At 70.4% G+C, this 22,582-nt stretch carries 22 protein-coding genes; 2 read left to right on the forward strand and 20 right to left on the reverse strand.

Annotated features, from left to right (window positions below; all coding sequences use genetic code 11):
* Positions 1 to 18: 18 nt before the first annotated feature.
* The 7 genes from G3576_RS15960 to G3576_RS15990 form a co-directional block, all read right to left on the reverse strand.
* Positions 19 to 213, reverse strand: coding sequence for a hypothetical protein (locus G3576_RS15960; protein ID WP_164695422.1), 195 nt, complete (start codon positions 211 to 213; stop codon positions 19 to 21).
* Between the two features lie 148 nt (positions 214 to 361).
* Positions 362 to 1,873: a chlorophyllide a reductase subunit Z gene (gene bchZ / locus G3576_RS15965; protein WP_164695423.1), complete on the reverse strand. Its 1,512-nt coding sequence runs from the start codon at positions 1,871 to 1,873 to the stop codon at positions 362 to 364.
* A 4-nt stretch (positions 1,874 to 1,877) separates the two neighbouring features.
* Positions 1,878 to 3,404 (reverse strand): chlorophyllide a reductase subunit Y, encoded by a 1,527-nt coding sequence (gene bchY, locus G3576_RS15970; protein ID WP_164695424.1) that lies wholly within the window; start codon positions 3,402 to 3,404, stop codon positions 1,878 to 1,880.
* A gap of 3 nt (positions 3,405 to 3,407) precedes the next feature.
* Positions 3,408 to 4,427: a chlorophyllide a reductase iron protein subunit X gene (locus tag G3576_RS15975; RefSeq protein ID WP_164695425.1), complete on the reverse strand. Its 1,020-nt coding sequence runs from the start codon at positions 4,425 to 4,427 to the stop codon at positions 3,408 to 3,410.
* Positions 4,424 to 5,362: a chlorophyll synthesis pathway protein BchC gene (bchC, locus tag G3576_RS15980; RefSeq protein ID WP_164695426.1), complete on the reverse strand. Its 939-nt coding sequence runs from the start codon at positions 5,360 to 5,362 to the stop codon at positions 4,424 to 4,426. Before bchC ends, G3576_RS15975 begins: the two co-directional genes overlap by 4 nt.
* 103 nt (positions 5,363 to 5,465) lie before the next feature.
* The gene (locus G3576_RS15985) at positions 5,466 to 6,608 is read right to left on the reverse strand and encodes a methyltransferase (protein ID WP_207622856.1); all 1,143 of its coding nucleotides are present in this window, start codon (positions 6,606 to 6,608) and stop codon (positions 5,466 to 5,468) included.
* A gap of 8 nt (positions 6,609 to 6,616) precedes the next feature.
* Complete coding sequence (locus G3576_RS15990) at positions 6,617 to 7,480, reverse strand: polyprenyl synthetase family protein (protein WP_164695427.1); 864 nt, start codon at positions 7,478 to 7,480, stop codon at positions 6,617 to 6,619.
* A 157-nt stretch (positions 7,481 to 7,637) separates the two neighbouring features.
* On the opposite strand from G3576_RS15990, the gene G3576_RS15995 reads away from it, so the two are divergent.
* Positions 7,638 to 8,972, forward strand: coding sequence for an NAD(P)/FAD-dependent oxidoreductase (locus tag G3576_RS15995; protein ID WP_164695428.1), 1,335 nt, complete (start codon positions 7,638 to 7,640; stop codon positions 8,970 to 8,972).
* A 123-nt stretch (positions 8,973 to 9,095) separates the two neighbouring features.
* The gene (locus G3576_RS16000) at positions 9,096 to 9,887 is read left to right on the forward strand and encodes a DUF2189 domain-containing protein (protein WP_164695429.1); all 792 of its coding nucleotides are present in this window, start codon (positions 9,096 to 9,098) and stop codon (positions 9,885 to 9,887) included.
* A 6-nt stretch (positions 9,888 to 9,893) separates the two neighbouring features.
* Here the strand turns inward: G3576_RS16000 and bchJ are convergent, their stop codons facing one another.
* From bchJ to puhA, 13 genes are all read right to left on the reverse strand, one after another.
* On the reverse strand, positions 9,894 to 10,496 hold the full coding sequence (bchJ, locus tag G3576_RS16005) for a bacteriochlorophyll 4-vinyl reductase (RefSeq protein WP_164695430.1): 603 nt from the start codon (positions 10,494 to 10,496) through the stop codon (positions 9,894 to 9,896).
* Positions 10,497 to 10,500: 4 nt separating this feature from the next.
* Entirely contained in the window at positions 10,501 to 12,189 is a 1,689-nt protein-coding gene (gene bchE, locus G3576_RS16010) for a magnesium-protoporphyrin IX monomethyl ester anaerobic oxidative cyclase (RefSeq protein ID WP_164695431.1), read from the reverse strand.
* A 95-nt stretch (positions 12,190 to 12,284) separates the two neighbouring features.
* The gene (locus G3576_RS16015) at positions 12,285 to 13,304 is read right to left on the reverse strand and encodes a phytoene/squalene synthase family protein (RefSeq protein ID WP_207622857.1); all 1,020 of its coding nucleotides are present in this window, start codon (positions 13,302 to 13,304) and stop codon (positions 12,285 to 12,287) included.
* A gap of 64 nt (positions 13,305 to 13,368) precedes the next feature.
* Positions 13,369 to 14,238 carry an alpha/beta fold hydrolase BchO gene (gene bchO / locus G3576_RS16020; RefSeq protein WP_164695433.1) on the reverse strand — a complete coding sequence of 290 codons (870 nt, stop codon included), beginning with the start codon at positions 14,236 to 14,238 and terminating at the stop codon, positions 13,369 to 13,371.
* 6 nt (positions 14,239 to 14,244) lie between these two features.
* Entirely contained in the window at positions 14,245 to 16,023 is a 1,779-nt protein-coding gene (locus tag G3576_RS16025) for a magnesium chelatase subunit D (protein WP_164695434.1), read from the reverse strand.
* The gene (gene bchI, locus G3576_RS16030) at positions 16,020 to 17,132 is read right to left on the reverse strand and encodes a magnesium chelatase ATPase subunit I (RefSeq protein WP_407926121.1); all 1,113 of its coding nucleotides are present in this window, start codon (positions 17,130 to 17,132) and stop codon (positions 16,020 to 16,022) included. The genes G3576_RS16025 and bchI overlap by 4 nt, the downstream gene beginning before the upstream one ends.
* Positions 17,132 to 18,343, reverse strand: a complete 1,212-nt coding sequence (hemA, locus tag G3576_RS16035) for a 5-aminolevulinate synthase (RefSeq protein ID WP_164695435.1) — start codon at positions 18,341 to 18,343, stop codon at positions 17,132 to 17,134. The genes bchI and hemA overlap by 1 nt, the downstream gene beginning before the upstream one ends.
* Before the next feature lie 103 nt (positions 18,344 to 18,446).
* Positions 18,447 to 19,250: a putative photosynthetic complex assembly protein PuhE gene (gene puhE, locus G3576_RS16040; RefSeq protein ID WP_164695436.1), complete on the reverse strand. Its 804-nt coding sequence runs from the start codon at positions 19,248 to 19,250 to the stop codon at positions 18,447 to 18,449.
* Between the two features lie 15 nt (positions 19,251 to 19,265).
* Complete coding sequence (gene acsF / locus G3576_RS16045) at positions 19,266 to 20,357, reverse strand: magnesium-protoporphyrin IX monomethyl ester (oxidative) cyclase (RefSeq protein WP_164695437.1); 1,092 nt, start codon at positions 20,355 to 20,357, stop codon at positions 19,266 to 19,268.
* Positions 20,357 to 20,677, reverse strand: coding sequence for a hypothetical protein (locus G3576_RS16050; RefSeq protein ID WP_164695438.1), 321 nt, complete (start codon positions 20,675 to 20,677; stop codon positions 20,357 to 20,359). The genes acsF and G3576_RS16050 overlap by 1 nt, the downstream gene beginning before the upstream one ends.
* Positions 20,674 to 21,123 (reverse strand): photosynthetic complex assembly protein PuhC, encoded by a 450-nt coding sequence (gene puhC / locus G3576_RS16055; protein WP_164695439.1) that lies wholly within the window; start codon positions 21,121 to 21,123, stop codon positions 20,674 to 20,676. Before puhC ends, G3576_RS16050 begins: the two co-directional genes overlap by 4 nt.
* 14 nt (positions 21,124 to 21,137) lie before the next feature.
* Positions 21,138 to 21,812, reverse strand: a complete 675-nt coding sequence (puhB, locus tag G3576_RS16060) for a photosynthetic complex putative assembly protein PuhB (RefSeq protein WP_164695440.1) — start codon at positions 21,810 to 21,812, stop codon at positions 21,138 to 21,140.
* On the reverse strand, positions 21,809 to 22,576 hold the full coding sequence (puhA, locus tag G3576_RS16065; RefSeq protein WP_164695441.1) for a photosynthetic reaction center subunit H: 768 nt from the start codon (positions 22,574 to 22,576) through the stop codon (positions 21,809 to 21,811). Before puhA ends, puhB begins: the two co-directional genes overlap by 4 nt.
* Positions 22,577 to 22,582: the final 6 nt, after the last annotated feature.

The raw sequence follows: 22,582 nt of genomic DNA on the forward strand, positions 1-22,582 counted from the left end.
CGGTGGCCCGGCTCAGCCTCAGAAGAAGCGCCAATCCGGCGGGACCACGGAGTTGCCGTAAACCAACGGCCGCCACAGCCACGTCAGAATATGCGCGCCCATCGACGCGAAGACGGAGAAGGCCCAGCCCTGGATGAGCAGGCTATGGATCTCTCGCGCTTCGCCTTCGGTCAGGCCGGTCCTTGAACCTTCGGCCATGATGATGACCTCCAACTTGCCTTTCGGCCGTTACCGCGCTTTGCCCGCGCGGCAGGGTACGGCGTGGCGGGAAACCGCCATGGCCGACCCGAGGTCCTGGTACCGACGACGAAAGCTGTCGCTGGGTTGGGGACGACGGGATCGGAAGGACGCAGGGGCGACGTCAAGCGACACCCTCCGCAACACTGGCCGCGGCGGGATCGCCGGCGGCTTTGGTCTCGGCACCGGCAGCGATCGGGATGGCGGGTGCCGCCCCCAGCGTTGCCAATACGCGTTCCTGCACGATGCGCGGCTCCCCAGCCTCGCGCGCCGCACGCTCCACCTGTTCGCGCAGCCGCTTGGAGGCGGAGATGCGAAGCAGGAAGGGCGCGGCATCCACATGCGCGTCCAGCAGCGCCACCGCATCATCGTCCCAGGGCTCCGCCTTCCTGACCGGCGTGGGTTCCACGCGATCGAGGTCGGTGCCGAGGGGCAGGATGTGGAAGAGCGCGTCGAACAACGCGTTGCAGTATTCCTGGATGATGTAGGTCGCGCCCGCATAGCCCATGAAGGGCGTGCCGGTGGCGCGACGGATGATCGCCCCAGGGAAGGAAGCGGGGATGTAGGCGGCGCGGCTGTGCAGCTCCGCCGCATACATCCGTTCGTTGAAGCTGCCGAAGAGCACCAGCGGCGGCGTCTTCTTCATGGCGTCGCGCACGGCCGCGTTGTCCGGCTTCTCGCCGGCCTTGCGGCTGAAGGCGAAGGCGCAGGGCACGCCCATTTCCTCACCGAGGAAACGCTGCAGGCCGCGGGTGTAGGTATCCGTCGCCACCACGGCGAAGCTGGCGGTGGCGTAGAAATCCTGGGTGACGCTGCGCCAGAGGTCCCAGATCGGCTTGATGGTGGTGTGCTTCTCCCGCTCGATGAAGGGCTCGGGGTCGAGGCCCGTCAGCTCACCGAGCTTGCGGAGGAAGTTGGTCGTGGCGAAGAGGCCGATCGGCGCGCGCAGCCAGGGGCGTTCCAGCTCCTCGCAGAGCTTCTGGCCGAATTCGCGGTAGAGGCAGATGTTGACGTCGGCATCGGGCAGCTTCGCGATGTCATCGACATGGCTGCCGAGCGGGAAGACCAGGTTGATCTCGCAGCCGATGCCTTCGACCAGGCGCCGGATCTCGGCGAGGTCGGAGGGCATGTTGAAGGTGCCGTAGATCGGGCCGATCAGGTTCACGCGCGGCTTCGGGCCGAGCTTGGCGTTGCGCGCGCGCATCTTGCGGCCGCGGGCACCGAATTCCGTCCAGAGCCACATGATGGCACGGTCGGCGGCCTGCCACTGATCCTCATCGATCGTGCGGCAGATGAAGCGCTGCAGGTTGCTGCCCTGCGGCGTCACGCCGCCGCCGATCATCTCCGCGATGGAGCCGGTGACGACGACGGCGGGAAGGTCGGGGTCCTGCGTCGCGGCGGCGCGGCGCATGGAATCCTCGGTGCCGTTCTTGCTGAGGCTGTCCTCGTCGAGGCCGGTGACCACGATCGGCAGTTCATGCGGCGGCAGCGCATCGGTGTAGTGCAGCACCGCCGTGACCGGCAGGTTCTCGCAGCCCACCGGGCCGTCGATGACGACGCGGAGCCCACGCACGGCGGAGAAGGCGTAGATGGCGCCCCAATAGCCGCCGGCACGATCATGATCGAGGACGAGCATGGTCTTACGTGCCCACCGATTCTTCAGCCTTGGCCTTCGCCGCGCGCAGCTTGCGCTGGCGGTCGCGGAAGCCGGGCGGATCGACGGGCTTGTCCTTGAAGCCGTAGCCCGCGCCATCCGGCGTGCCGACACCTTCGAAGAAGCTGACCATGCGGGAGAAGCGTTCGCGCCCCTTCGTCTGGGCCGCGACGATGGCGGCCATCGAACCCGCGCCGGCGGGGCCGAACAGGGGACGGGCGGAGACCATGTTGGTGAAGTAGAGCGCGGGGATGCCGAGCTCCTTCGCCTTCTGCACCAGCGGCGTGGTGCCGAGCGCCAGGTCGGGCTGCGCGTCGCGCATCGCGGCGACGTCCTGCTCCAGGCTCGCGCGGTACTGCACATGCGTGCCGCGCGCCTCGAGCCACTGGCGATCCGCCTCGCTCCACTCGGTACGCGGGCAGGCAGTGCCGACGTAAGGAACCTCGGCGCCGGCTTCGCTCAGCAGGCGCGCCACGAGAAGTTCGGAGCCCTCATAGCCGGAGACGGTGACGCGCGCCTTGATGGGGGCCGCGGCCAGCGCGCCGCGGATGGCGGGCAGCACGCGCTGCTTCGCGAGATCGACGACGCTGTCGGGAATGCCGGCGGCGCGGCCGATGCTGGCCAGCCAGGCTTCCGTGCCCTCCACGCCCACGGGACCGGAGCCGACGACGGGGCGGCCGGCGGCGCGGAATTCGCGGATGGAGGCGGTGTAGAAGGGATGCACCGCGGCGGCGACTTCGCAATCCAGCGCGGCATACAGGTCGCGCCATTCGCGGGCCGGGGTCTGCGGCGCCAGCGCCAGGCCCATCGGCGCCAGCATGGCGCCGACGCCCATCGGGTCCGCGGGGAACAGCTCACCGATCAGGGCGACGGTGCGTTCGCCATCCACCATCTGGCGGGGGCGGGCGACGGGGCCGGATTCGGCCTCGTTGCGGGCGTAGCGCAGCATGGCGCCGGCCAGCACATCCTTCGCTTCCGCATGGGTCGGCACGCCGAAGCCCGGGACATCGATGCCGATGATGCGGACGCCGTCGATCTGCTTCGGCAGCAGGTCCAGCGGCACGCCGGAGGCCGTGGGGACGCAGAGGTTGATGATGACCACTGCGTCGTAGTCTTCCGGCTTCGCCGTGGCGTGCACGGCGTCCCGGATATCCTCGAAGAGCTTGCCGGTGACCAGCGTTTCCGAGTTGAAGGGCACATAGCCCACGGTGCGCCGGGCGCCGTAGAAATGGCTGGTGAAGGTCAGGCCATAGACGCAGCAGGCACTGCCCGAGAGGATGGTCGCCGTGCGGCGCATGCGAAGGCCGACGCGCAGGCTGCCGAAGGCCGGGCACATGGATTGCGGCTGGTCGTGCGGACCTTGCGGATAGTCCGCGGCCAGCTTGTCCATGGTGGCGGATTTGCCGGCGGCGCGCGCCGCGGCGTCCAGCGTCTCCCGGCCGCCATGGCAGCCGGAGCCGGTCGCCACGGAGGCGGCTGCTTCAGGCACGGCGGTGAGGGGGAGCTGGTCCATGGCTCAGGCGCCCTCGTAGACCACTTCGAGGGACGGCTTGTTCAGCACATCGGCCGCGCACATGTCTTCCATCGTCGCGGGGTTCAGCACCACGCCACGGCCCACTGCATCGCCCTTGAACAGGCCGAGCAGCGCATCATGCGTCAGCGGCTTCGGGCGCAGCGGGGGCGCTTCCGCCACCTGCGTCGCCAGCTGTTCGAAGACGCTGGCCCAGGGGCCGCCCGGGACGCCGACGATCTCGTAATTCGCGGACTTCCGGCGGATGTCGTCATCGGCCGGGATGGCGGAGAGGATGGGGATGCCGGCCGCTTCCGCGAAGGCATGCGCCTCACCGGTGCCGTCATCCTTGTTGATGACCATGCCGGCCACGCCGACATTGCCGCCGAGCTTCTTGAAGTACTCGACCGCGCTGCAGACGTTGTTCGCGACGTAGAGGGACTGCAGGTCGTTCGAGCCGACCACGATCACCTTCTGGCACATGTCGCGCGCGATCGGCAGGCCGAAGCCGCCGCAGACCACATCGCCCAGGAAGTCGAGAAGGACGTAGTCGAAGTCCCATTGATGGAAGCCGAGCTTCTCCAGCAGTTCGAAGCCGTGGATGATGCCGCGCCCGCCGCAGCCGCGGCCGACCTCGGGACCACCGAGTTCCATGGCGAAGACGCCGTCGCGCTTGAAGCAGACATCGCCGATGGCGACGGGCTCGCCGGCCGCCTTCTTCTTCGACGAGGTCTCGATGATGGTCGGGCAGGACCGGCCGCCGAAGAGCAGGCTGGTGGTGTCCGACTTCGGGTCGCAACCGATCAGCAGGACGCGCTTGCCCTGCTGCGCCATCATGTAGCTGAGGTTGGCCAGGGTGAAGGACTTGCCGATGCCGCCCTTGCCGTAGATCGCGATGATCTGCGTCTCCCGCTTCGCGGGCGCGGTGTGCACGGGATCGGGCCCCTCGGCAGCTTCCTGCCGGAGCGCATCCGTCATGCTGGCCTGGGCGGAACGCACGGGCGCGATGGCGGCGGGGCCATTCATGACGTCTGTCTCCAGTCGAGGATCATCTTGAGGCAGGCGGGATCGCCGAAGGCCGTTCGATAGGCATCCGGCGCGGCGGCGGCGTCGCGTGTGTGGGTGATCAGGCCTTCGAGGCTGAGCTTGCCGTCGCCGATCAGGTCACGCACGGCGATGAGGTCGGGCTCCCGCCATTCCGCCGCGATGCGGAAGCGGGCTTCGCGCATGAAGGCGGGCGGGAAGGAGAAGCTGATGGGCGCGCTGTAGAAGCCGGCCAGCACGATCTCCCCCTGCGGCGCCAGGCGCTGCACCAGGCGATCGATCAGGCCTGCATCGCCGGAGACGTCGCAGATGCAGCGATAGTCGCGGCGCTGGTCATCCTCCGGCTGCATCACCCGATAGCCCTGGGCACCATCGGCGCGCGCGTCGTTGGTCTCCCACACCGTGGGATTGCCGCCGGCGGCGACGACGAGGCGCGCGACGAGGCGACCCAGCACGCCATGGCCGACGATGAGGTCCGGCAGTTCCGCATGCTCGGCCGCGATGGCGTGGCGCGCGGTGGCGGCAAGCGCCATCAGCACGCCGTCGGCGCCGAGTCGCTCATCGATCGGCAGCGCGCGCGTGGCCGGGACGACGAGGCGGGCGGCGGCACCACCGAAGAGCCCGCGCACCTCGCCGAAGCATTTGGCACCGGCGACGAAGACGCGTTCGCCGACACGGCGATCAGCGCGGATGCCAACGGCGCTGACGCGACCGACGGTCTCGTAGCCTGGAACCAGGGGGTATCCCATGCCCGGGAAGGGCGGCATGCGGCCGGACCAGAGCAGGCGCTCCGTCCCGGTGCTGATACCGCTCCACTCCACGTCGACCACCACATCCTCGTCGCCCGGCTCCGACAGCTGGAGCCGGCTGAGGCTGAGGCGCTCTGGCGCTTCTAGGATGACTGCGACGGTGTCCACTTGGACCAACCGCTCCCTCTGGTTGTTTGTCAGGGTAAATTGACGACAGACAATGTCAAGAAGAACTGACACTCAACCGTCAGGCAAAAGAGACGCGCGGCGCTCAGGCCACATCCGCCACCAGCACGCGCGTCAGCAGCGGCGTGCCGGTGGGGATGAGGCGGGAGGTGGCGAAGCCGGAAGCGGCCAGCATGGCCTGCAATTCGGCCGGGCGGCGCGGGCGGCCGCGGCCCATGGCGAGCAGGTAGAAGCCGAAATAGGCATCGCCCATCGCCTCCGCCCCCGCCGTGCCGGCCATGGGTTCGGCGATGAGCAGGCGCCCGCCTGGCGGCAGGGCTTCGCGCACGCGCTTCAGCAGGCCCATCACCACGTCGTCGTCATGGTCGTGCAGCACGCGGACCAGGCTGATGAGGTCGGCGCCGCGGGGCAGCGGATCCGTCGTGAAATCGCCGCCGAAGGTCTGTGCACGCGAGGCAAGGCCCTTTTCGGCGAAGCGCGCGGCACCGCGCGCGGCGACGGGCGGCAGGTCGAACAGCATCAGGCGGAGCGCCGGCGCGGCGGCGGCGACATGCGACAGGAAGGCGCCCTCCCCGCCGCCGACATCGAGCAGCACCTGGTGGCGGCGGAAATCGAAGGCCGCGATCACCTCCTCCGCCACCATGGGCTGGGAAGCCGCCATCAGCGCGGAGTAGTCGGCGACTCGATCGGGCGCCAGCTGGTCCGGGCTGTCGGCGCCGGAATAGGCCCAGTAGGCCGACAGCGCATTGCCCCCGCGTTCGCGCCGCAGCATCCCCACGGGATCGGCCAGGTCGGCATAGAGCAGCGCATGGTGTTCGACCATCGCGCTGATGCCGGGATTGCCGATCATGGCGGCGCCCAGCGGCCCGAGCGTCCAGAGCCCATCGTCGCGGCGATGCGTCAGCTGCAGCGCGGCAGCGGCGTTGAGCAGGCGGGATGCCCCCTCCGGCGGCAGGGAGAGGCGATGCGCCAGCGCGGCTTCCGTCATCGGGCCGGATTCGTGCAGCAGGTCGAAGACCTTCAGCCGCACGCAGGCGAAGAGGACCTGCGAATAGACGAAGCCGGCGCAGAGATCGAAAAGCTGCCCGGCCCGCTTGCGCGCCATGGGGCGCGTCAGCGGGAAGCGGGCGGCCCAGGCACGGAAGCGCGGATTGGCGGTGACGCCTTCGCGCCATTCACGGAAGCGGTCGCGCCAGCCCGGCGCGGGGGCGGCCATGGCCTGGGACATGGGGTGCGTCAGGCCGCCAGCTTCTGCGGCACCAGGCGCCCGGCCTCCTGCAGGATCAGCCCGCGCAGCATGGCCTGGCCGCGGCATTCGGGGATGCTCTCCACCGCATCCTGGGACAGGCGCCGCAGGCGGGCGACGGCGCCCATCAGGCCGAATTCGGCGACGGCGCTCGGCCGGCCCAGCGCCTTGTCCACGCCGACGGGCTTGCCCAGCGTCGCCTCATCCTCGACCGCGTCGCGGAGGTCGTCGGCGACCTGGTAGGCCTCCCCCAGCCGGTCGCCCAGCAGGCGCCAGGCCTCGGGCTCCGCATGGGCGCAGGCGGCGGCGCCGGCGATGGTGGCGGCGGCGAAGAGGCTGCCGGTCTTCTGCCGCTGGTATTCGGAGAGGTCGGCGCGCGGCTCGCATTCCCAGGCCTGGCCGGCCACGATGCCGAAGGGCACGCCGACGCCATCGCCCACCGTGATCATCAGCGGGCCGAGCCGTTCCGGCGCGCAGGGGGCGGCGCGGGCGAGGGTCTGGAAAGCCAGCACGATCAGCGCATCGCCGGCCAGCACGGCGAGCGGCACGCCGAAGGCGCGGTGCACGCTGGGCTTGCCGCGCCGCGTCGCGGCATCGTCGAAGCAGGGCATGTCGTCATGCACCAGGCTGGCGCAATGCAGCAGCTCGATCGCCGCCGCGGCGGCGGAGGAGAGCGCCGGCTTGTCGTCCCCGCAGGCGGCGGCGACGGCCAGCGTGAGGCGCGGGCGGATGCGCCCGCCCTTGGGGAAGACGGCATGGCGCAGCGCGGCGGCCAGGCGCGGCGGCGCGCCGGTGGCCTCCGCGTAGAGCACCGCATCGGCCAGGCTCGATTCGATGCGCGTCATGGCGTCCATGCGGCTATCCTCCATGCGGTGGCCGCCCCGGTCCGGGGTGGCGATGGGGTCGCGAACAGGCGAGCCGTCATCTTTGCTTGTCAGTTCATACTGTCAGTCTATCTTGACACTGAAGTCAACGGCTTTCGCCGCTGGCGCGCCACCGAGGAGCCTTCCCATGGAAGCAGGTGCCAGTGCCGATGGGGCGGGGCCCCATCGCATCGTGGTGGTGGGCGGCGGCGCGGCGGGGCTGGAACTCGCGACGCGGCTCGGCGACCGGTACCGGGACGGGCGACGCGCCACGGTGACGCTGGTGGAGAAGGCGCGCACCCATCTGTGGAAGCCGCTGCTGCATGCGGTGGCCGCCGGCAGCATGGACCGCGCGCAGCATGAGCTGAACTACCTGGCCCAGGCGCATTGGCACCACTTCACCTACCGCTTCGGGGAGATGGTGGGGCTGGATCGGGCGGCGAAGGAGATCGAGCTCGGCGCCATGCTGGATGAGGAGGGGCGGGAGATCACGCCGGCGTCCCGCCTGGGCTACGACACGCTGATCATGGCGGTCGGCAGCGTGACCAATGATTTCGGCACGCCCGGCGCCGCGCGCCATGCCATCCCGCTGGAGACGCCGGAACAGGCCAGCCGCTTCAACCGGCGCCTGGTGAATGCCTGCCTGCGCGCCAATGCGCAGGAGGAGCCGGTGCGGCCGGGCCAGCTGCACATCGCCATCATCGGCGCCGGCGCGACGGGCACGGAGCTGGCGGCGGAGCTGCATCGCACGGTGCGCGCCGTCGTCGCCTATGGGCTCGATCGCATCAAGCCGGAGCAGGACATCCGCATCGTGCTGGTGGAGGCCGCGCCGCGCATCCTGCCCGCGCTGCCGGAGCGGATCTCGGAGGCGACGACCAGGCTGCTGGAGCAGATGGGCGTGGAGGTGAAGACCGGCACGCGGGTCGCGGAGGTGCGGGCCGATGGCGTCGTCTTCGCCGATGGGTCGCTGCTGCCGGCGGAGCTGACGGTCTGGTCCGCCGGCGTGAAGGGCCCGGATTTCCTGAAGGAGATCGGCGGGCTGGAGACCAACCGGATCAACCAGATCGTGGTGACGCCGACGCTGCAATCGACGCGCGATCCATCGGTCTTCGCCATGGGCGATTGCGCGGCCTGCCCGCGGGGAGAGGGAGCCTGGGTGCCGCCGCGCGCGCAGGCGGCGCACCAGCAGGCCGCGCATCTCTTCACCCAGATCGAGACCATCATCGCGGGCGGCACGCCGGCGCCCTTCGTCTATCGCGACTTCGGCTCCCTGGTCTCGCTGGGCCAGTACAGCACCGTCGGCAGCCTGATGGGCTTCCTCGTCGGCAAGTCCATGTTCATCGAGGGCTATTTCGCGCGGCTGATGTACCGGTCGCTCTACAAGATGCACCAGACCGCGCTGCATGGCAGCGCGCCGACGCTGTGGCGCACGCTGGCGGGGCTGGTGAGCCAGCGGGCGGAGCCGGGTGTGAAGCTGCATTGACGATTCTCACGGCGGCTTGAACGGGAAGCCGCGCGTTTCGCGCCAATGTCTCGCCTGCGGGGTCCCTTGCTGGTCACCGCCGGCAGCGGGCCGTCCGCGCAACCCTCCCCGGAGGATCACGCGATGGCTGAGGCTTGGACCACGGCGACGGCCCCGATGGTGGCCGATCGCCCTGAGGTGCGACGGATCGGGATGGACGCGCTCGGCACGGCGCTCAGGCGGGGCTGGTCGGATTTCGTGGCGGCTCCCACGCAGCTGGTATTCCTCTGCGTGCTGTATCCGCTGGTCGGGCTGCTGGCGGGGACGCTGGCGGCGGGCGGCGATGCGATGCACCTGCTCTACCCCATGGCGGCGGGCTTCGCGCTGGTGGGGCCGGTGGCGGCGCTCGGACTGTATGAGATCAGCCGGCGGCGGGAGCGCGGCTTCAAGGCAGGCTGGCGCAACGCCTTCGACGTGCTGCGATCCCCCGCGATCGGCAGCATCACGGCGCTGGCGCTGCTGCTGGCGGCGATCTTCCTGGCGTGGCTCTGGGTGGCGCATCTGATCTTCGCCAGCACGGTCGGCACGCTGCCGGCGGATGCAAGCGAGGCGATGCGGGTGGTGTTCAGCACGCCCGACGGCCATCGGCTGCTGCTCTGGGGCAACCTGGCGGGAGCCGGCTTCGCGCTGGCCGTGCTGGTGCTGACGGTGGTGTCCTTCCCCATGCTGCTGGACCGCGATGGCGGCGTGGCGCAGGCGGTCGGGACCTCGGTCAGGGCCTTCGCGGCAAACCCGGTGCCGATGCTGGGCTGGGGCCTGGTGGTGGCCGTCGTGCTGCTGCTGGGGTCGCTGCCGCTGTTCATCGGCCTCGCGGTCGCGCTGCCGGTGCTGGGGCATGCGACCTGGCATCTCTACCGGATGGTGGTCGCGAAGTAGCGTCCGCTACCAGCGGACCTCGAAGAGGCAGGAGGTGGCGCCCATGGCGGTGCATTGGGTCTCCACCACCTGCGCCTCCGCATTGACCAGCGCGCGGAACAGCGTGCCGAAGGTCGCGGTGTAGAAGTCGCAGACCGGCTGTTCCGCGGGGCCCGCCAGTGCGATGGGCCCGCCAGCCACTTCCAGCACCAGCGGATTGCCGGGCCGCGCGCTGAAGCGGCCGCTGCCCGCGAAAGTCCAGGCGTGGCGGGCGATGGCCTTGACGAGGAGCCTCGCCGCCACCGGTGCCGGCAGGGCGCGCAGCAGCCATTGCACGGGCTTCGGGATGCGATGGGCCAGCAGGTACTGGCCCGTCAGCATCCCCGCGCGCCGCGCGAGCTGCGTGGCATGGGCGGTGCCGAGCGCGTCGCGCGCCGCGCGATGCAACAGCGTGACCTCGCGCTCCGGCACCATCGCCGCCGGCGGGTGGTCGAGCCGCTGTTCCAGCCCCGCCGCGGCAAAGATCGCGCGGGCGCGCGCCTCACCGATCGAGTTGCGCATGGCCTCCGCCATGCGGGTGATGGCGTTGGGGCCGATGCGGCCGCCCGCCATCGCCGCGCCGCCATCCATGGCGCTACTCGCGCACCGGGGATTGCACGGATTCCGGCAGCTGCTGCGTGCCGCCGCCGCAGGCCTTCATCCGCGGTGCTTCATCCTCCTCATACTGTTCCTTGCCGCCACCGCAGGCCATCGCGGCAGCATTGGCCGCGGGCAGCTTCACCTTCGGCCGGTGCATGGTCTTCCACATCGCGTTGTGCGGGATGGCGACGGGGTTGCGGGCGGCCAGCGTGCGGCTTTCGTCGAAGCGGAAGTCGACGTTCTTCTTCGACTGCGGGCCCCAGTAACCGACCTTGCCGAGGTCGTAGAAGGTCCGCTGGAAGCCCGATTTGAGAAAGGCCTTCAGGCAGCCGACGAGGTAGCTGCGCCGGCGCTTGTCCCTCTCCCAGGGGTAGCCCAGGAAGGCCTTGCGCATGTAGAAGCGGCGGTAGTTCGCCATGGTGCGATCGAGCAGCGTGGCGCGGTCCATCGCATCCGGTTTCATGATCGGCGTGACGAAGTTGTATTTGGAGAAGTCGAAGACCTCCACCTTGTCGCCGAGTTCCTGGAACAGGTCGCTGAAGGGCCAGGGCGTGTACATGGCCCAGTTCGCCATGTCCGGGTTCCAGTCCAGCGCCATGCGGTAGGTTTCCTCGAGCGTCTCCACCGTCTCGTTCTCGAGCCCCACGATGAACTGGGCCTCGGTCACGATGCCGGCGTCGCGCAGCAGCTGGATGGCGCGCTTGTTCTGCGCGACCGTGGTTTCCTTGTTGAAGCGGTCGAGCTTGAGCTGCGCCGCCGCTTCCGTGCCGAGGGAGACATGGACGAGGCCGGCCTTGCGGTAGAAGGGCAGCAGCGCCTCGTCGCGCAGGATGTCGGTGACACGGGTGTTGATGCCCCATTGCACCTTGTCGGGCAGGCCGCGGGCGATCATCTCCTCGCAGAACTGGACGAACTTCTTCTTGTGGATGGTCGGTTCCTCGTCCGCCAGGATGAAGAAGCCGACCTCATGGTCGCGGACCAGCGTCTCGATCTCGTCCACCACCTTCTTGGGATCGCGTACGCGGTAGTCGCGCCAGAACTTCCACTGGCTGCAGAAGGAACAGGTGAAGGGGCAGCCGCGCGCCATGTTGGGGATGGCGACGCGCTTGCCGGTCGGGATGTAGATGTATTTCTTCCAGTCGAGGATGCCCCAATCCGGCTGGATGAGGTCGAGATCCGCGATGGGCTTGGCGGCGGGTGTGGCGGTGACCTTGCCATCCTCGAGATAGGCGATGCCCTTCACCGTGCCGCGCTCGGTCGCCCAGGCGCCGCGATCGATGCAGCGGACCAGGTCGAGCAGCACCTGCTCCCCCTCCCCGCGCACGACGGCGTCGATCCAGGGCGCTTCCGTCAGCACCTGCGGATACATGAAGGTGCCATGGATGCCGCCCAGCACGGTGACGGCCTTGGGGCAGCATTCCTTGGCCAGCTTGAGCAGCGATTCGGCGGCGTAGATGGCCGGCGTGATGGCGGTGGCGCCCACCAGGTCCGGCTGCAGCAGGCGCAACGCATCGCGCACCTGGTCGTCACTCATGTGGTCCGTCATCGCGTCGATGAAGGTGACGTCGGTGTAGCCGGCGTTCTTCAGATAGCCCGCGAGATAGGCGACCCAGGCGGGCGGCCAATTGCCCGCAATCTCGGCGCCGCCGGAGTGGTAGTTCGGATGAACCAGGACAATGCGCATCGACGCCTCCCACCGTTGGCCGGCGGGGTGATCCTGGCGCGGGCGGCGGCGATCAGGCCTTGATGTGTGTCAACCCAACGCGACAGCAGCGCGCGTCAGCGCGCGAATTGTCCGGGGTCATGGTCCAACCGGTCGAAGAGCTCGACGGCCCAGGCGATGCGGTCGGGCAGGCGCTGCGGCGCGGCGCGATCCTGCGGCGCGGGGGTGGCGCTCACGGCATCCACGAGGAAGCGCGTGGCGGGCAGCGGCGGCGCCGCTTCCGTCGCGGGGCGCAGTGCGAGGGCGGCCATGCTGCGCGCCAGCAGCCAGGCCTTGCGGCGGCCGGAGACGGTGGCGCGGCGGCTGACGGAATCGAGGCCCTGGCGTTCGACGGCGCGGCCGATCTCCGCATAGACGTGGCGCGCCGCACCGATGCCCGCGCGGCAATCGCGCGGCAACAGCGGGATGCCCTGCTCCGACCGTGCGTAGAGCGCGTCCGCGGCATCGAGCAGCCGCTGCACCACGCGGCCGAGCGCCGGGGTGAAGACGGGGTCGGCCAGGAACTCGGCGGGGTTCACGCCTTCCTGCCGCATCCAGTCGAGCGGGAGGTAGAGGCGGCCGTTGCGCGCATCCTCCCCCACGTCGCGGGCGATGTTGGTGAGTTGCATGGCGACGCCGAGGTCGCAGGCGCGTGCCATGGCGACGGGATCACGCACGCCCATCAGCAGCGTCATCATGGCGCCGACGGTGGCGGCGACGCGCGCGGCGTAATCCTCCAGCGCCGCGAGGTCGCGGTAGTGCCGGCCCTCCGCATCCCAGGCGAAGCCTTCCAGCAAGGCTTCCGGCAGCACGCGCGGGATGCCGAAGGCGGTGACGACGCCGGCGAAGGCGCGGTCCGCGGCATGGGCCTGAGGGCGTCCGGCATAGATGTCGTCGAGCCGGCGATACAGCCCGGCCAGCGCTTCCTGCGTGGCCGCGGCCTCATCGATCTCGTCATCCGCGACACGGCAGAAGGCGTAGAGCGCGGCGGCGGGGTCGGCGATGCGCGCGGGCAGCAGCAGGGAGGCGGCGCGGAAGGATTTGGACCCGCCCGACAGCAGGCGATGGCAGACGGCAAGGTCCTCGGCGTTCGTCATGTCGGACCTCCCTGCCATGACAGCAGGCTAGCGCGCGGGGCAGCGGGATGCGAGCGCGAAGCGATCATGCCGCGCCCTCCGCGATGATGATCGCCGCGGCCTGGTCCGGCGCTTCCTCGTGCGCGAGGTGGCCGAGGCCGGGCAGCGTGACGATGCGCGCGGTCGGCAGCCGGGCGCGGACGCGTTCGGCCTGCGCGGGCGGCACGGCGCGGTCCTTCGCGCCGACCACCAGCACGAGTCGCGGCGCTAGGCGCGGCAGGTCCCGCAGCAGCGGCACGAGGTCCCAGTTCGCCATCATGCCGAGGGCGGCGGCGAGGTGCCCGGAGTGGCGGAAGAGGCGGGCGTAGTAGTCCACGCCCGCGGCCTCGATCCGGCTGCCGGTATCCGTCAGCAGCCGCTCCGCCACCGCCTTGTCCGCGGCGCGCCAGGCGAAGAGGCTCGGCACGAAGGGCAGCCCGACCAGCAGCCGCGCGGTGCGGGTGAAGAAGGCCGCGTGCTGGTCGCCGAGCGGCTGCAGCGCGCCGTTCAGGCTGATGATGGAAGCGGGGGCGATGCGCTGGTCCAGCGCCATGCGGAGCAGGATGGCCGCCCCGGCGGAATGCCCCGCGACCAGGGCAGGCTTCATCTGCATCACCTGCAGCAGCGCGCCGACCGACGCCGCCATGCCCGGCAGCGACAGGCGCGGCCCCGTCACGGGCTGCGTGAAACCATGCCCCGGCAAGTCGGGCGCGACGACGGTGAAGTGGTCCGCCAACAGCGGCATGAGGGCACGCCAGGAGTGCGTGGCGGCGGCGGTGCCGTGCAGCAGCAGCAGCACGGGCCCCTGCCCCATCACCTGCACATGCCAGCGCAAACCGGCGGCCTGCACGAAGCGGCTGGCCTCCCGGTTGGGCCAGTCGCGGCCCTCGCGATCCCATGCCGGATACTGCGCCATGGCGCGTCACGCCGCGCCGCGGGTGGCGGTGACCGCGGCCGAGAGCTTTTCCGAATTCGCCGCCGGCAGGGCGAGATATTTCGCGCCCATCGCGGTCGCCATCTGCTTCGCGAAGGGGGCAGGGCGCGGCGCGGTATCGACCAGCAGCGTCGAGAGGCCCGCCAGGCGGAACGGCACGGCGGCGGAGAGCGCATCGGCCTCCGCCTGCGGGCGGCCCGGCGTGCCGGTGCGGGCGATGTTGGCGCGCCCATCCGTCAGCAGGATGACCAGCGGCGTGCGGCCGCGGCGCCGCTCCTCCTCCGCCAGGGCCATGGCGGCATCGAGGCCGAGGGCCAGCGGCGTCGCGCCGCCGCCAGGCAACCCGGCGAGGCTGCGCTTGGCGCGCACCAGGGAATTGGTCGGCGGCAGCAGCAACTCCGCCGCCTGGCCGCGGAAGGCGATGACCGCCACGCGGTCGCGGCGGACATAGCAATCCGCCAGCAGCATCTCCACCGCGCCCTTGGCTTCCGCCAGGCGATGCAGCGCGGCGGAACCGGAGGCATCCACGACGAAGATCGCCGTCGTCTCCGTGTTCTGCTGGAAGCGCATCAGGCGGATGTCGTCGCGCTTGACCAGGATGCGCGGGCCGGGTCGGCCGGCCCGTTCGCGCAGACGCAGCGGCTGCCAGGGCGCGGCGCTGCGCAACGTCTCCACGATCGACAGCCGCGCGCCATCCCGCAGCGTCCCGGCGCGGGTGCCGATGGGGCGGCCACGCAGCCGCGACTGGCGGCGCTGACCCTCCCGCCCCTGCGCGCCGGCGCTGCGGCGGGCGGCGTTGCGGGCATCGGCGCCGAGTGCGGCCAGCAGGCCGGAGGGGAGCGCCGCCTGGGTGGCGGCCAGCAGCATCTCCTGCAGGGCCTGCGGGTCCGGCCCACCCTCGGGCTTCTGCTCCGCGCTGCTCTCGGCGTCCGGCGGCGGAGGCTCGGGCGGGGGCGGCTCGGGCGGCGCTTCCTCTGCGGCCGGCAGGCGCGTCGCGCGGTGGCCGTAGACGAGGCGCGCGGCGAGACCGGCCTCCTCCGGCCCCACCGTGTCACGCCCCGCGAGCGCCGCCGCGGCGCGGGCCGTGCGCAGCGCCAGCAGGGGCGCGCGGGCGCTGTCGATGCCGAAGGCGAGCGCAGCGGCGACCAGCGCCTCCAGCGTCGCCTCAGGCACCGCCACATCGGGCAGGCGCGCGCGGGCGGCGGCGATGGCGGCGCGGTCCGGCACCGGCCAGCGCAGCACCGCCTGCTGCGGCAATTCATCAAGCGCCAGGCGGAAGGCGAGGCGTTCCAGCAGCGCAGGGGGCGGCTGCTCCTCCTCCGACGCGCCTTCGTCCAGCGCGACGAGGCCGATGCGGGCGGGGATGGTCACGCCGAGCCCATCGCGCTGGACCGCAACCTCTCCGGCATCCAGCACGGCGGCGATCTTGGCCGCCGTCGCGCTGTCCATCCGCTCCGCCATCGCGGCCAGCACCAGGCCGCCATGCGCATCGGCCAGCACGCCGCGTTCCAGCACCGGCCGGCCGGCGCTGAGCGTCGCGGTCAGGTCGAGCCCGCCCAGCAGGCGGCTATCCGGCACGCCGATCGGCAGGCGCTTGAGGGGCACGCCTTCGGGCAACGCCACGCGCAGCAGGCCGAGCCAGCGGTCGCGCGGAAAACCCGGCGCGCAGCGCAGCGCGGCGCCGCCGAGGCCGACGGGATCCACGGCCAGCAGAAGCGCGGCGCGGGCCGCATCCTCGGCCGGCGGGTGTCCCGCCGCTTCCGTCACGCGCCGAACACTTCCGTGAGTGCCCGTTCGACCCGAGTGGTGGCGACAGCCTCGTCCAGCGGGTTGCGCCGGAGGCGATGGCGCAGCGCGGGGGCAGCGATGCGGCGGAGATGCGCCAGCGTCACCTCCCGGTCGCCCTCCAGCGCCGCGAGCGCGCGCGCGGCGCGGATCAGCGTGAGCTCGCCGCGCAGCCCATCGGTGCCGAGCGCCAGACAGAGCCGCGCGGCATTCTCCACGGTCGCATCGGGCACGGTGATCCGCGGCAGCAGGCGGCGGGCGGCGAGGATCTTCTTGCGCGTGGCCTGGGCGGCGCGGTGCCAGCGATCGACGAACCCCTCGGGGTCATGCTCGAAGGAGTCGCGGCGGCGCACCACCTCGACCCGCGTCGGCAGGTCAGTCGGCGTGCGGACCTCGACGCTCAGGCCGAAGCGGTCCAGCAGTTGCGGGCGCAGCTCCCCCTCCTCCGGGTTGCCGGAGCCGATCAGCACGAAGCGGGCGGGGTGGCGGATGCTGATGCCCTCGCGCTCCACGACATTCTCGCCGGAGGCCGCGACATCGAGCAGGAGGTCCACGAGATGGTCCTCCAGCAGGTTCACCTCGTCGATGTAGAGGAAGCCGCGATGGGCGCGGGCGAGCAGCCCGGGCTCGAAGGCCTTCACGCCCTCGGCCAGCGCCCGCTCGATGTCGAGCGCGCCGGCGACGCGATCCTCCGTGGCGCCGAGCGGCAGGTCCACCACCGGCACCGGCACGGTTTGGGAAGGCGGCGAGGACAGGCCGCGGCAATGGGCGCAGTCTCGCGCGGGCTTGGCGGGATCGCAGCCGAAGCGGCAGCCGGACACGACCTCCATCGGCGGCAGCAGCGCCGCCAAGGCGCGCACCGCGGTGGACTTGCCGGTGCCGCGATCGCCGAAGACCAACACGCCGCCGACGGACTGGTCCACGGCGGCGATCAGCAGGGCGAGCTTCGTCTCGTCCTGCCCTACGATGGCATCGAAGGGGAAGACGGGCTTGCCCGTCGGCGCCGGCGGCGCGAAGCGACGGCGCCGCGCAACGGTGCTGGCCATCGCCTCCTCCCCCTTGGCGGGAAGGCTGCCGGGCGCCTGGTCCATCAGGCGGCCCGCCTCAGGCTGAATTGCGACCAGACGGCGGAGAGCGCCGCCACCAGGTGATCCATATCCGCGTCGCTGTGCACGGGGCCCGGCGTGATGCGCAGCCTTTCCGTGCCGCGCGGCACCGTCGGGTAGTTGATGGGCTGCACATAGACGCCGTGGTCATCCAGCAGGATGTCGCTGATCGCCTTGCAGACCACGGGATCGCCGACCATCACCGGCACGATGTGGCTGGGATTGTCGAGGTGCGGCACGCCGATCGCATCCAGGCGGCGGCGCAGCGTCGCCGCGCGTTCGTGCAGCCGCTCACGCTCGACATTCGAGACCATGAGATGCTCGATGCTCGCCCGCGCGCCGGCGGCGACGGCGGGGGGAAGCGCGGTGGAGAAGATGAAGCCGGAAGCGAAGCTGCGGACGAAATCGCACATGGCATTGCTGCCGGCGATGTAGCCGCCGATCACGCCGAAGGCTTTTGCCAGCGTGCCCTCGATGACGGTGAGGCGGTGGGAGACGCCATCGCGGTCCGTGATGCCGCCGCCATGCGCGCCATAGAGGCCGACGCCATGCACCTCGTCGCAATAGGTCATGGCGCCGTACTTCTCCGCCACGTCGCAGATCGCGGCGATGGGGGCGATGTCGCCATCCATGGAATAGACGCTCTCGAAGGCCACGAGCTTCGGGCAGGCCGGGTCGAGTTCCGCCAGCACGCGTTCCAGATCGGCCACGTCGTTGTGGCGGAACATGCGGCGCTGGGCGCGGCTATGGCGCATGCCCTCGATCATCGAGGCGTGGTTCATCTCATCGGAGACGATCACGCAGCCCGGCATGCGGGAAGCCAGGGTGGAAAGCGAGGCCCAGTTGGACATGTAGCCGCTGTTGAACAGCAGCGCGTCCTCCGTGCCGTGCAGCGTGGCCAGCGCGCGTTCCAGCAGGACGTGTTCGTGGTTGGTGCCGGAGATGTTGCGCGTGCCGCCGGCGCCCGCGCCGTAGCGGTCCAGCGCCGCATGCATCGCGGCCAGCACCTTCGGGTGCTGCCCCATGCCGAGATAGTCGTTGGAGCACCAGACCGTGACTTCGGAGGTGCGGCCGTTGCGGTGCCGGATCGCCTTCGGATATTCGCCGGCCTGGCGTTCGATATCGGCGAAGACGCGATACCGGCCCTCGCGCCGCAGGCCATCGAGCTGGGTGCGGAAGAAGGACTCGTAGTTCATCTCGGACCCCCCATGGCCGTGTCGTCAGCCGCCGGGAACCGCCCCGATGGCCTGGTGTTTCGCGCAGCCTGGCAGCGGCGTGCCGCCCTGGCCTTGCGCAGGATCAAGCGACGGGCGAGGGCGAAGGCCGCCCTTCCCGTTGCGCGGCGGAGCGGGAGGCAAGCCCCCAGCGCCACAGCGCATCCGCGGGCACCGGCAGCACCATGAACCAGTGCTCCAGCAGCCCGAGTGCCACGAGGCTCGCGAGCAGCGAGAACCCCGCCACCTCATGCGGCGTCGCGCCCGGCGCGGCCGCCTTCATCGACAGCAGCACGCAGGCCGCGGTGCCGGCGATGACGGAGACCGGGAACAGCGCGTTCATCCGCCGCCGACGGAAGAAGCTCTCGAGATAGCGCAGATGGTCGGGAAGGAAAGCCTCCGCCAGGTTGCGCACCCCGAGATAGACATTGAGCTTGGCGCTCTGCCGCATCACCCAGAAGGCGATGAAGGTCCAGAATCCCACATGGTTGGATCCGCCCCAGGTGACGGCCAGGATCAGCCCTGCGCCGGCGATGATGGCGAGTTCATGCCAGAGGATCGCCGCCAGCGCTGCCCGCAGCCGCACCCAGCCGGTTGCGCCCGGCGGGCAGGCCGCGCGGGAGGGGCCGGTGACCATGCCGGTGAGGAAGGCCGTTTCGATCCAGCCCCAGACCAGCACGGCACAGACGAAGGCGATGTAGGCGCCCTGGATCGTCGTGTCCCAGGCCGTGGCATGCAGGCCCGCAAGGCCTGCCAGCGCCAGGGTGGAGGCGCCGAGCATGGTCCACCGGAAGGTCTCCTGCCGGAGACCGTCGAGGTAGAGGATCACGCCCGTGCTGAACCACCAGAGGAAGAGGGTGAACAGCGCGGGCAGGCCATGCTCCGCCATGGGGTCCTGCCCCGCCTACCAGGCCGGCGCCAGCCGGGCATCGTCCGGCAGGGCGTGGCGGCGGGGCTTCAGGAAGTAGAGCCGCGCGAAGCTGGCGGCGGCCGCGGCAGAGAGGCCGATGCGCTTGATGCGCCCGGTGATACCACCCTGCCGCTTCGCCTCGCCCAGCGCATCCGAGATCTTCCGCAGCCGCTCCAGCCCGCGAAGGAAGGCGGGGTTGTCGATGTCGAGCGTCGCGGGGAAGACCTGGCGGCAGATCTCCTCCGTGATGCGGAAGACCCGCATGTCATACTCCGTCGGCGTCATGCCGAGCGCCTTGTGAAATTCCGGCCGCGCATGGTCCCGCACATACATGGTGGCGAAGACCGCGAGCTGGAAGAATCGCACCCAATAGGTGTTGAAACCATGAAGAAGGTGCGGGTTGGCGCGCATCAGCAGGGCGAAGGCCTCGCCATGCCGGAACTCGTCGTTGCACCAGTTCTCGAACCACTTGAAGATCGGGTGGAAGCGCAGCTCCGGGTGCCGCTCGAACTGGCGGAAGATGGTGATGTAGCGGGCGTAGCCGATCTTCTCCGACAGGTAGGTGGCGTAGAAGATGAACTTCGGCTGGAAGTAGTGGTACTTCTTCGCCTTGGTCAGGAAGCCGAGGTCGACGCCGACGCCAAGGTCCTTCAGCGCGTCGTTGATGAAGCCGGCATGCCGGCTTTCATCCCGCGCCATCACGCTGAAGATGTCCTTCATGTCGGGATTGGTGACGCGCTTCTTGATCTCGGCGTAGAGCACGCAGCCCGAGAACTCCGCCGTCACGGAGCTGACGAGGAATTCCAGCAGCTCCTTCTGCAGGGGCTCCGGCAGCGACTTCAGGTCGAACTGGTCGAACTCCGCCGTGCGGGTGAAGTGGCCGCGATTCGGGTCGGCGTGGAATTCCGCCATCATCTCGTCCCACTGCTTGCGCACAGGCTCGATGCTGATGCTGTCCATCGCGTCGAAATCGGTGGTGTAGAAGCGCGGCGAGAGCACGGTCTCGGTCAGCGCCATCCGCGTCGCGACGCCATCGGCGTCGGGCCGGCCGCCGGGGGTCAGACCATTCGGGGGAAGCGAGTCCATCACGCCACCTCCTTCGGCTCGAAGCCGCAGTGGTAGAGTTCCGTCAGCTCGAAGATCGCGACCCATTGCGTCCAGAATCGCTGGAAGGCGTTGGCGCGGATCACCGTCGCGCTGGTCTCGAAGGTGTAGCGCTCGCCGAATTCCACGCGATCGGGCGTGCCATGCACGATCACCTGGTCGCCGGGCTTGAGGAACACGTCCTCCGGCACCGCATAGGCATGGAAGCTGTCCGCCGTGCGTTCGATATCCACTGAACAGGGCACTTCGAGGGTCTCAGCCCCGCCGAAGATCGCCCGGCCCACTCCCCAGTGGCCGTTCATCTCTGACTCTCCTTGGTTGACAGGAAACGCGCGAAACTCTCGGCGTTGGTGGCGCCGTAGGCGGCAAGGTCCAGCCGCGTGCGGGTTGCGGGATCTTCCAGCGTCAGCCTGCCATCGGACCAGCCGGTGAGGCGGAAGGGTGTCTCCTGGCCCAGGCCGCCGATCCGGCGTTCCCGCACCAGGCCACGCAGCGCGCCGCGGATGAAGCCATCCTCGCCGGGTGCGAGTTCGCCGATGGGCTGGCCCGTCCGCGCATCGGTGACGGTGACGCCGCCATCGGCGCGATCGGTGAAGCGCAGGTCGCGCTGGGCATTCACCTCGCCCTGGTATTGCACGCCGCCACCGATCGGCGGTGCCGTCGTCAGCGCCAGCGTCGCGGCGATGAGGAGACCGGCGCCGAGCAGCGGCCCCTTGGCGAAGACGGGTCGCCGCATTGTCTGTGCCATCGCCTCCCTCCCCTTCAGGCCAGTGCCGCGGCGCCGGGGCGCGCGGTCTGGCGATTGCTGCCGGACTCCATCGCCGGGACCGGCATCGCGGCATGGGCGGCGAGCGCCCGTGCCAGGATCTGCGCGGCCTGATCCGCATCGGCCAGCGCACGCAGTGTGGGCTCCGGCCGCGCTAAGCGGAAGCTTTTCGTGTGCGGCCACACCGCAATCCAGGCGACGCGATGCGGCGCCGTCAGCGCCATGCTGATGTCGCCCGTGCCATCGGCGTGCTTCACGACGCCCGCGCTCTGCATCAGGGCGAAGGGCAGGCTGATCGTCATGGGCAGCGCGACGCCGACGCGCATCACCACGCGGCGGTTGGTGATGGTGTAGAGCGAGGTGCGCGCTGCCAGCACGGCGAAGCCGGCCAGCAGCGCGATCGGCACCGCGCCGACCACCAGCATCAGCAGCCCGCCCAGCACCGCATCGGTCGTCGAGGCCCCCTCCGCTGCGAGGGCCGTGCCGCGCAGCACGCCGATGAGGGCGAAGTAGAGCGCGAGGCCGCGAAGGTGCAGCGCCCGCCTGGCGATGCCGCCCCAGCGAGGCGCGCCCTGCCAGAGGATCACCTCCCCTTCCGGGAGCATGGCCGGGAGGCCCGGGACGGGCTCCCCGTCATGCTCGAAGATGGGCAGCTTCGCCGGGTTGCTCATACGAAGGGCCCGATCCGGTCCGGCGTCGCATACATGTGGCCGCCACCGAAATAGGCCGCGACCTTGTCCTCCTCGAGCAGCGTGATCTGCTCAGGGTTCTTGATGCCCGGCGCCGCGGCCAGCTGTTCCGCCGTGACGGAGACGACGCGTACCACGCCGTTGCTGTTCACGGTGGCGAGGAACATCGGCACCAGCACGCGGCGATCGCTGCCGGTGGCCTCCACTTCCAGGTAGCGGAGGATGTATTCGGACTTGTCGACCCAGAGATCCACGACCACGCCGGCGATCTTGCCATCCAGCGTGCGGACCGGCTTGCCGCGGGGATCGGGGCAGCCTTCGTCCACCACCCAGCCCGGCGCAGCGCGCAGGGGGACGATCTTGGGGACGTTGTCGTCGAAGGTCATGTCCGGCACGTCGGCGCGATGCGCCCAGGCAGCCGGGCCGATGCCGTCCTTCATGGCGTCACCGGTCGGGATCAGGGGCGCGCCGGGATAGGGGTCATAGGCCACGACATGCGCGCTGATGTCCCGCTCGGGCTCGCGCGCCGGGATGTGCTCGGGATGGGCGAGCTTGAAGACCTTCAGATCCGGCACGCCAGGAAAGCCCTGGATGGGCGCGCGCAGCGGCTTCTCCGGCCGGTCGGAGACCAGGGGATAGCCTTCCCGCTTCCCTTCACGGTGGAGCCACAGCACCAGCCCCGTGAAGAAGGCGAAGAAGACGTAGAGCGACATCGCGGCGATGTCGAAATTGACGGGCGTGGACATGCGGCC

This window comes from Falsiroseomonas algicola, assembly GCF_011040385.1.
GTDB lineage: Bacteria > Pseudomonadota > Alphaproteobacteria > Acetobacterales > Acetobacteraceae > Falsiroseomonas > Falsiroseomonas algicola.

Bases quoted from the DNA above. Each gene is read 5' to 3' on its own strand.
- bchZ (WP_164695423.1), bottom strand. From the start codon at position 1,873: ATGCTCGTCCTCGATCATGATCGTGCCGGCGGCTATTGGGGCGCCATC.
- bchY (WP_164695424.1), bottom strand. From the start codon at position 3,404: ATGGACCAGCTCCCCCTCACCGCCGTGCCTGAAGCAGCCGCCTCCGTG.
- acsF (WP_164695437.1), bottom strand. From the start codon at position 20,357: ATGGACTCGCTTCCCCCGAATGGTCTGACCCCCGGCGGCCGGCCCGAC.
- puhE (WP_164695436.1), bottom strand. From the start codon at position 19,250: ATGGCGGAGCATGGCCTGCCCGCGCTGTTCACCCTCTTCCTCTGGTGG.
- bchO (WP_164695433.1), bottom strand. From the start codon at position 14,238: ATGGCGCAGTATCCGGCATGGGATCGCGAGGGCCGCGACTGGCCCAAC.
- G3576_RS15990 (WP_164695427.1), bottom strand. From the start codon at position 7,480: ATGGACGCCATGACGCGCATCGAATCGAGCCTGGCCGATGCGGTGCTC.
- G3576_RS15985 (WP_207622856.1), bottom strand. From the start codon at position 6,608: ATGTCCCAGGCCATGGCCGCCCCCGCGCCGGGCTGGCGCGACCGCTTC.
- hemA (WP_164695435.1), bottom strand. From the start codon at position 18,343: ATGAACTACGAGTCCTTCTTCCGCACCCAGCTCGATGGCCTGCGGCGC.
- G3576_RS15995 (WP_164695428.1), top strand. From the start codon at position 7,638: ATGGAAGCAGGTGCCAGTGCCGATGGGGCGGGGCCCCATCGCATCGTG.
- bchI (WP_407926121.1), bottom strand. From the start codon at position 17,132: ATGGACCAGGCGCCCGGCAGCCTTCCCGCCAAGGGGGAGGAGGCGATG.
- puhB (WP_164695440.1), bottom strand. From the start codon at position 21,812: ATGAGCAACCCGGCGAAGCTGCCCATCTTCGAGCATGACGGGGAGCCC.
- G3576_RS15975 (WP_164695425.1), bottom strand. From the start codon at position 4,427: ATGAATGGCCCCGCCGCCATCGCGCCCGTGCGTTCCGCCCAGGCCAGC.
- G3576_RS16015 (WP_207622857.1), bottom strand. From the start codon at position 13,304: ATGACGAACGCCGAGGACCTTGCCGTCTGCCATCGCCTGCTGTCGGGC.
- puhA (WP_164695441.1), bottom strand. From the start codon at position 22,576: ATGTCCACGCCCGTCAATTTCGACATCGCCGCGATGTCGCTCTACGTC.
- G3576_RS16050 (WP_164695438.1), bottom strand. From the start codon at position 20,677: ATGAACGGCCACTGGGGAGTGGGCCGGGCGATCTTCGGCGGGGCTGAG.
- bchJ (WP_164695430.1), bottom strand. From the start codon at position 10,496: ATGGATGGCGGCGCGGCGATGGCGGGCGGCCGCATCGGCCCCAACGCC.
- bchE (WP_164695431.1), bottom strand. From the start codon at position 12,189: ATGCGCATTGTCCTGGTTCATCCGAACTACCACTCCGGCGGCGCCGAG.
- G3576_RS16000 (WP_164695429.1), top strand. From the start codon at position 9,096: ATGGCTGAGGCTTGGACCACGGCGACGGCCCCGATGGTGGCCGATCGC.
- puhC (WP_164695439.1), bottom strand. From the start codon at position 21,123: ATGGCACAGACAATGCGGCGACCCGTCTTCGCCAAGGGGCCGCTGCTC.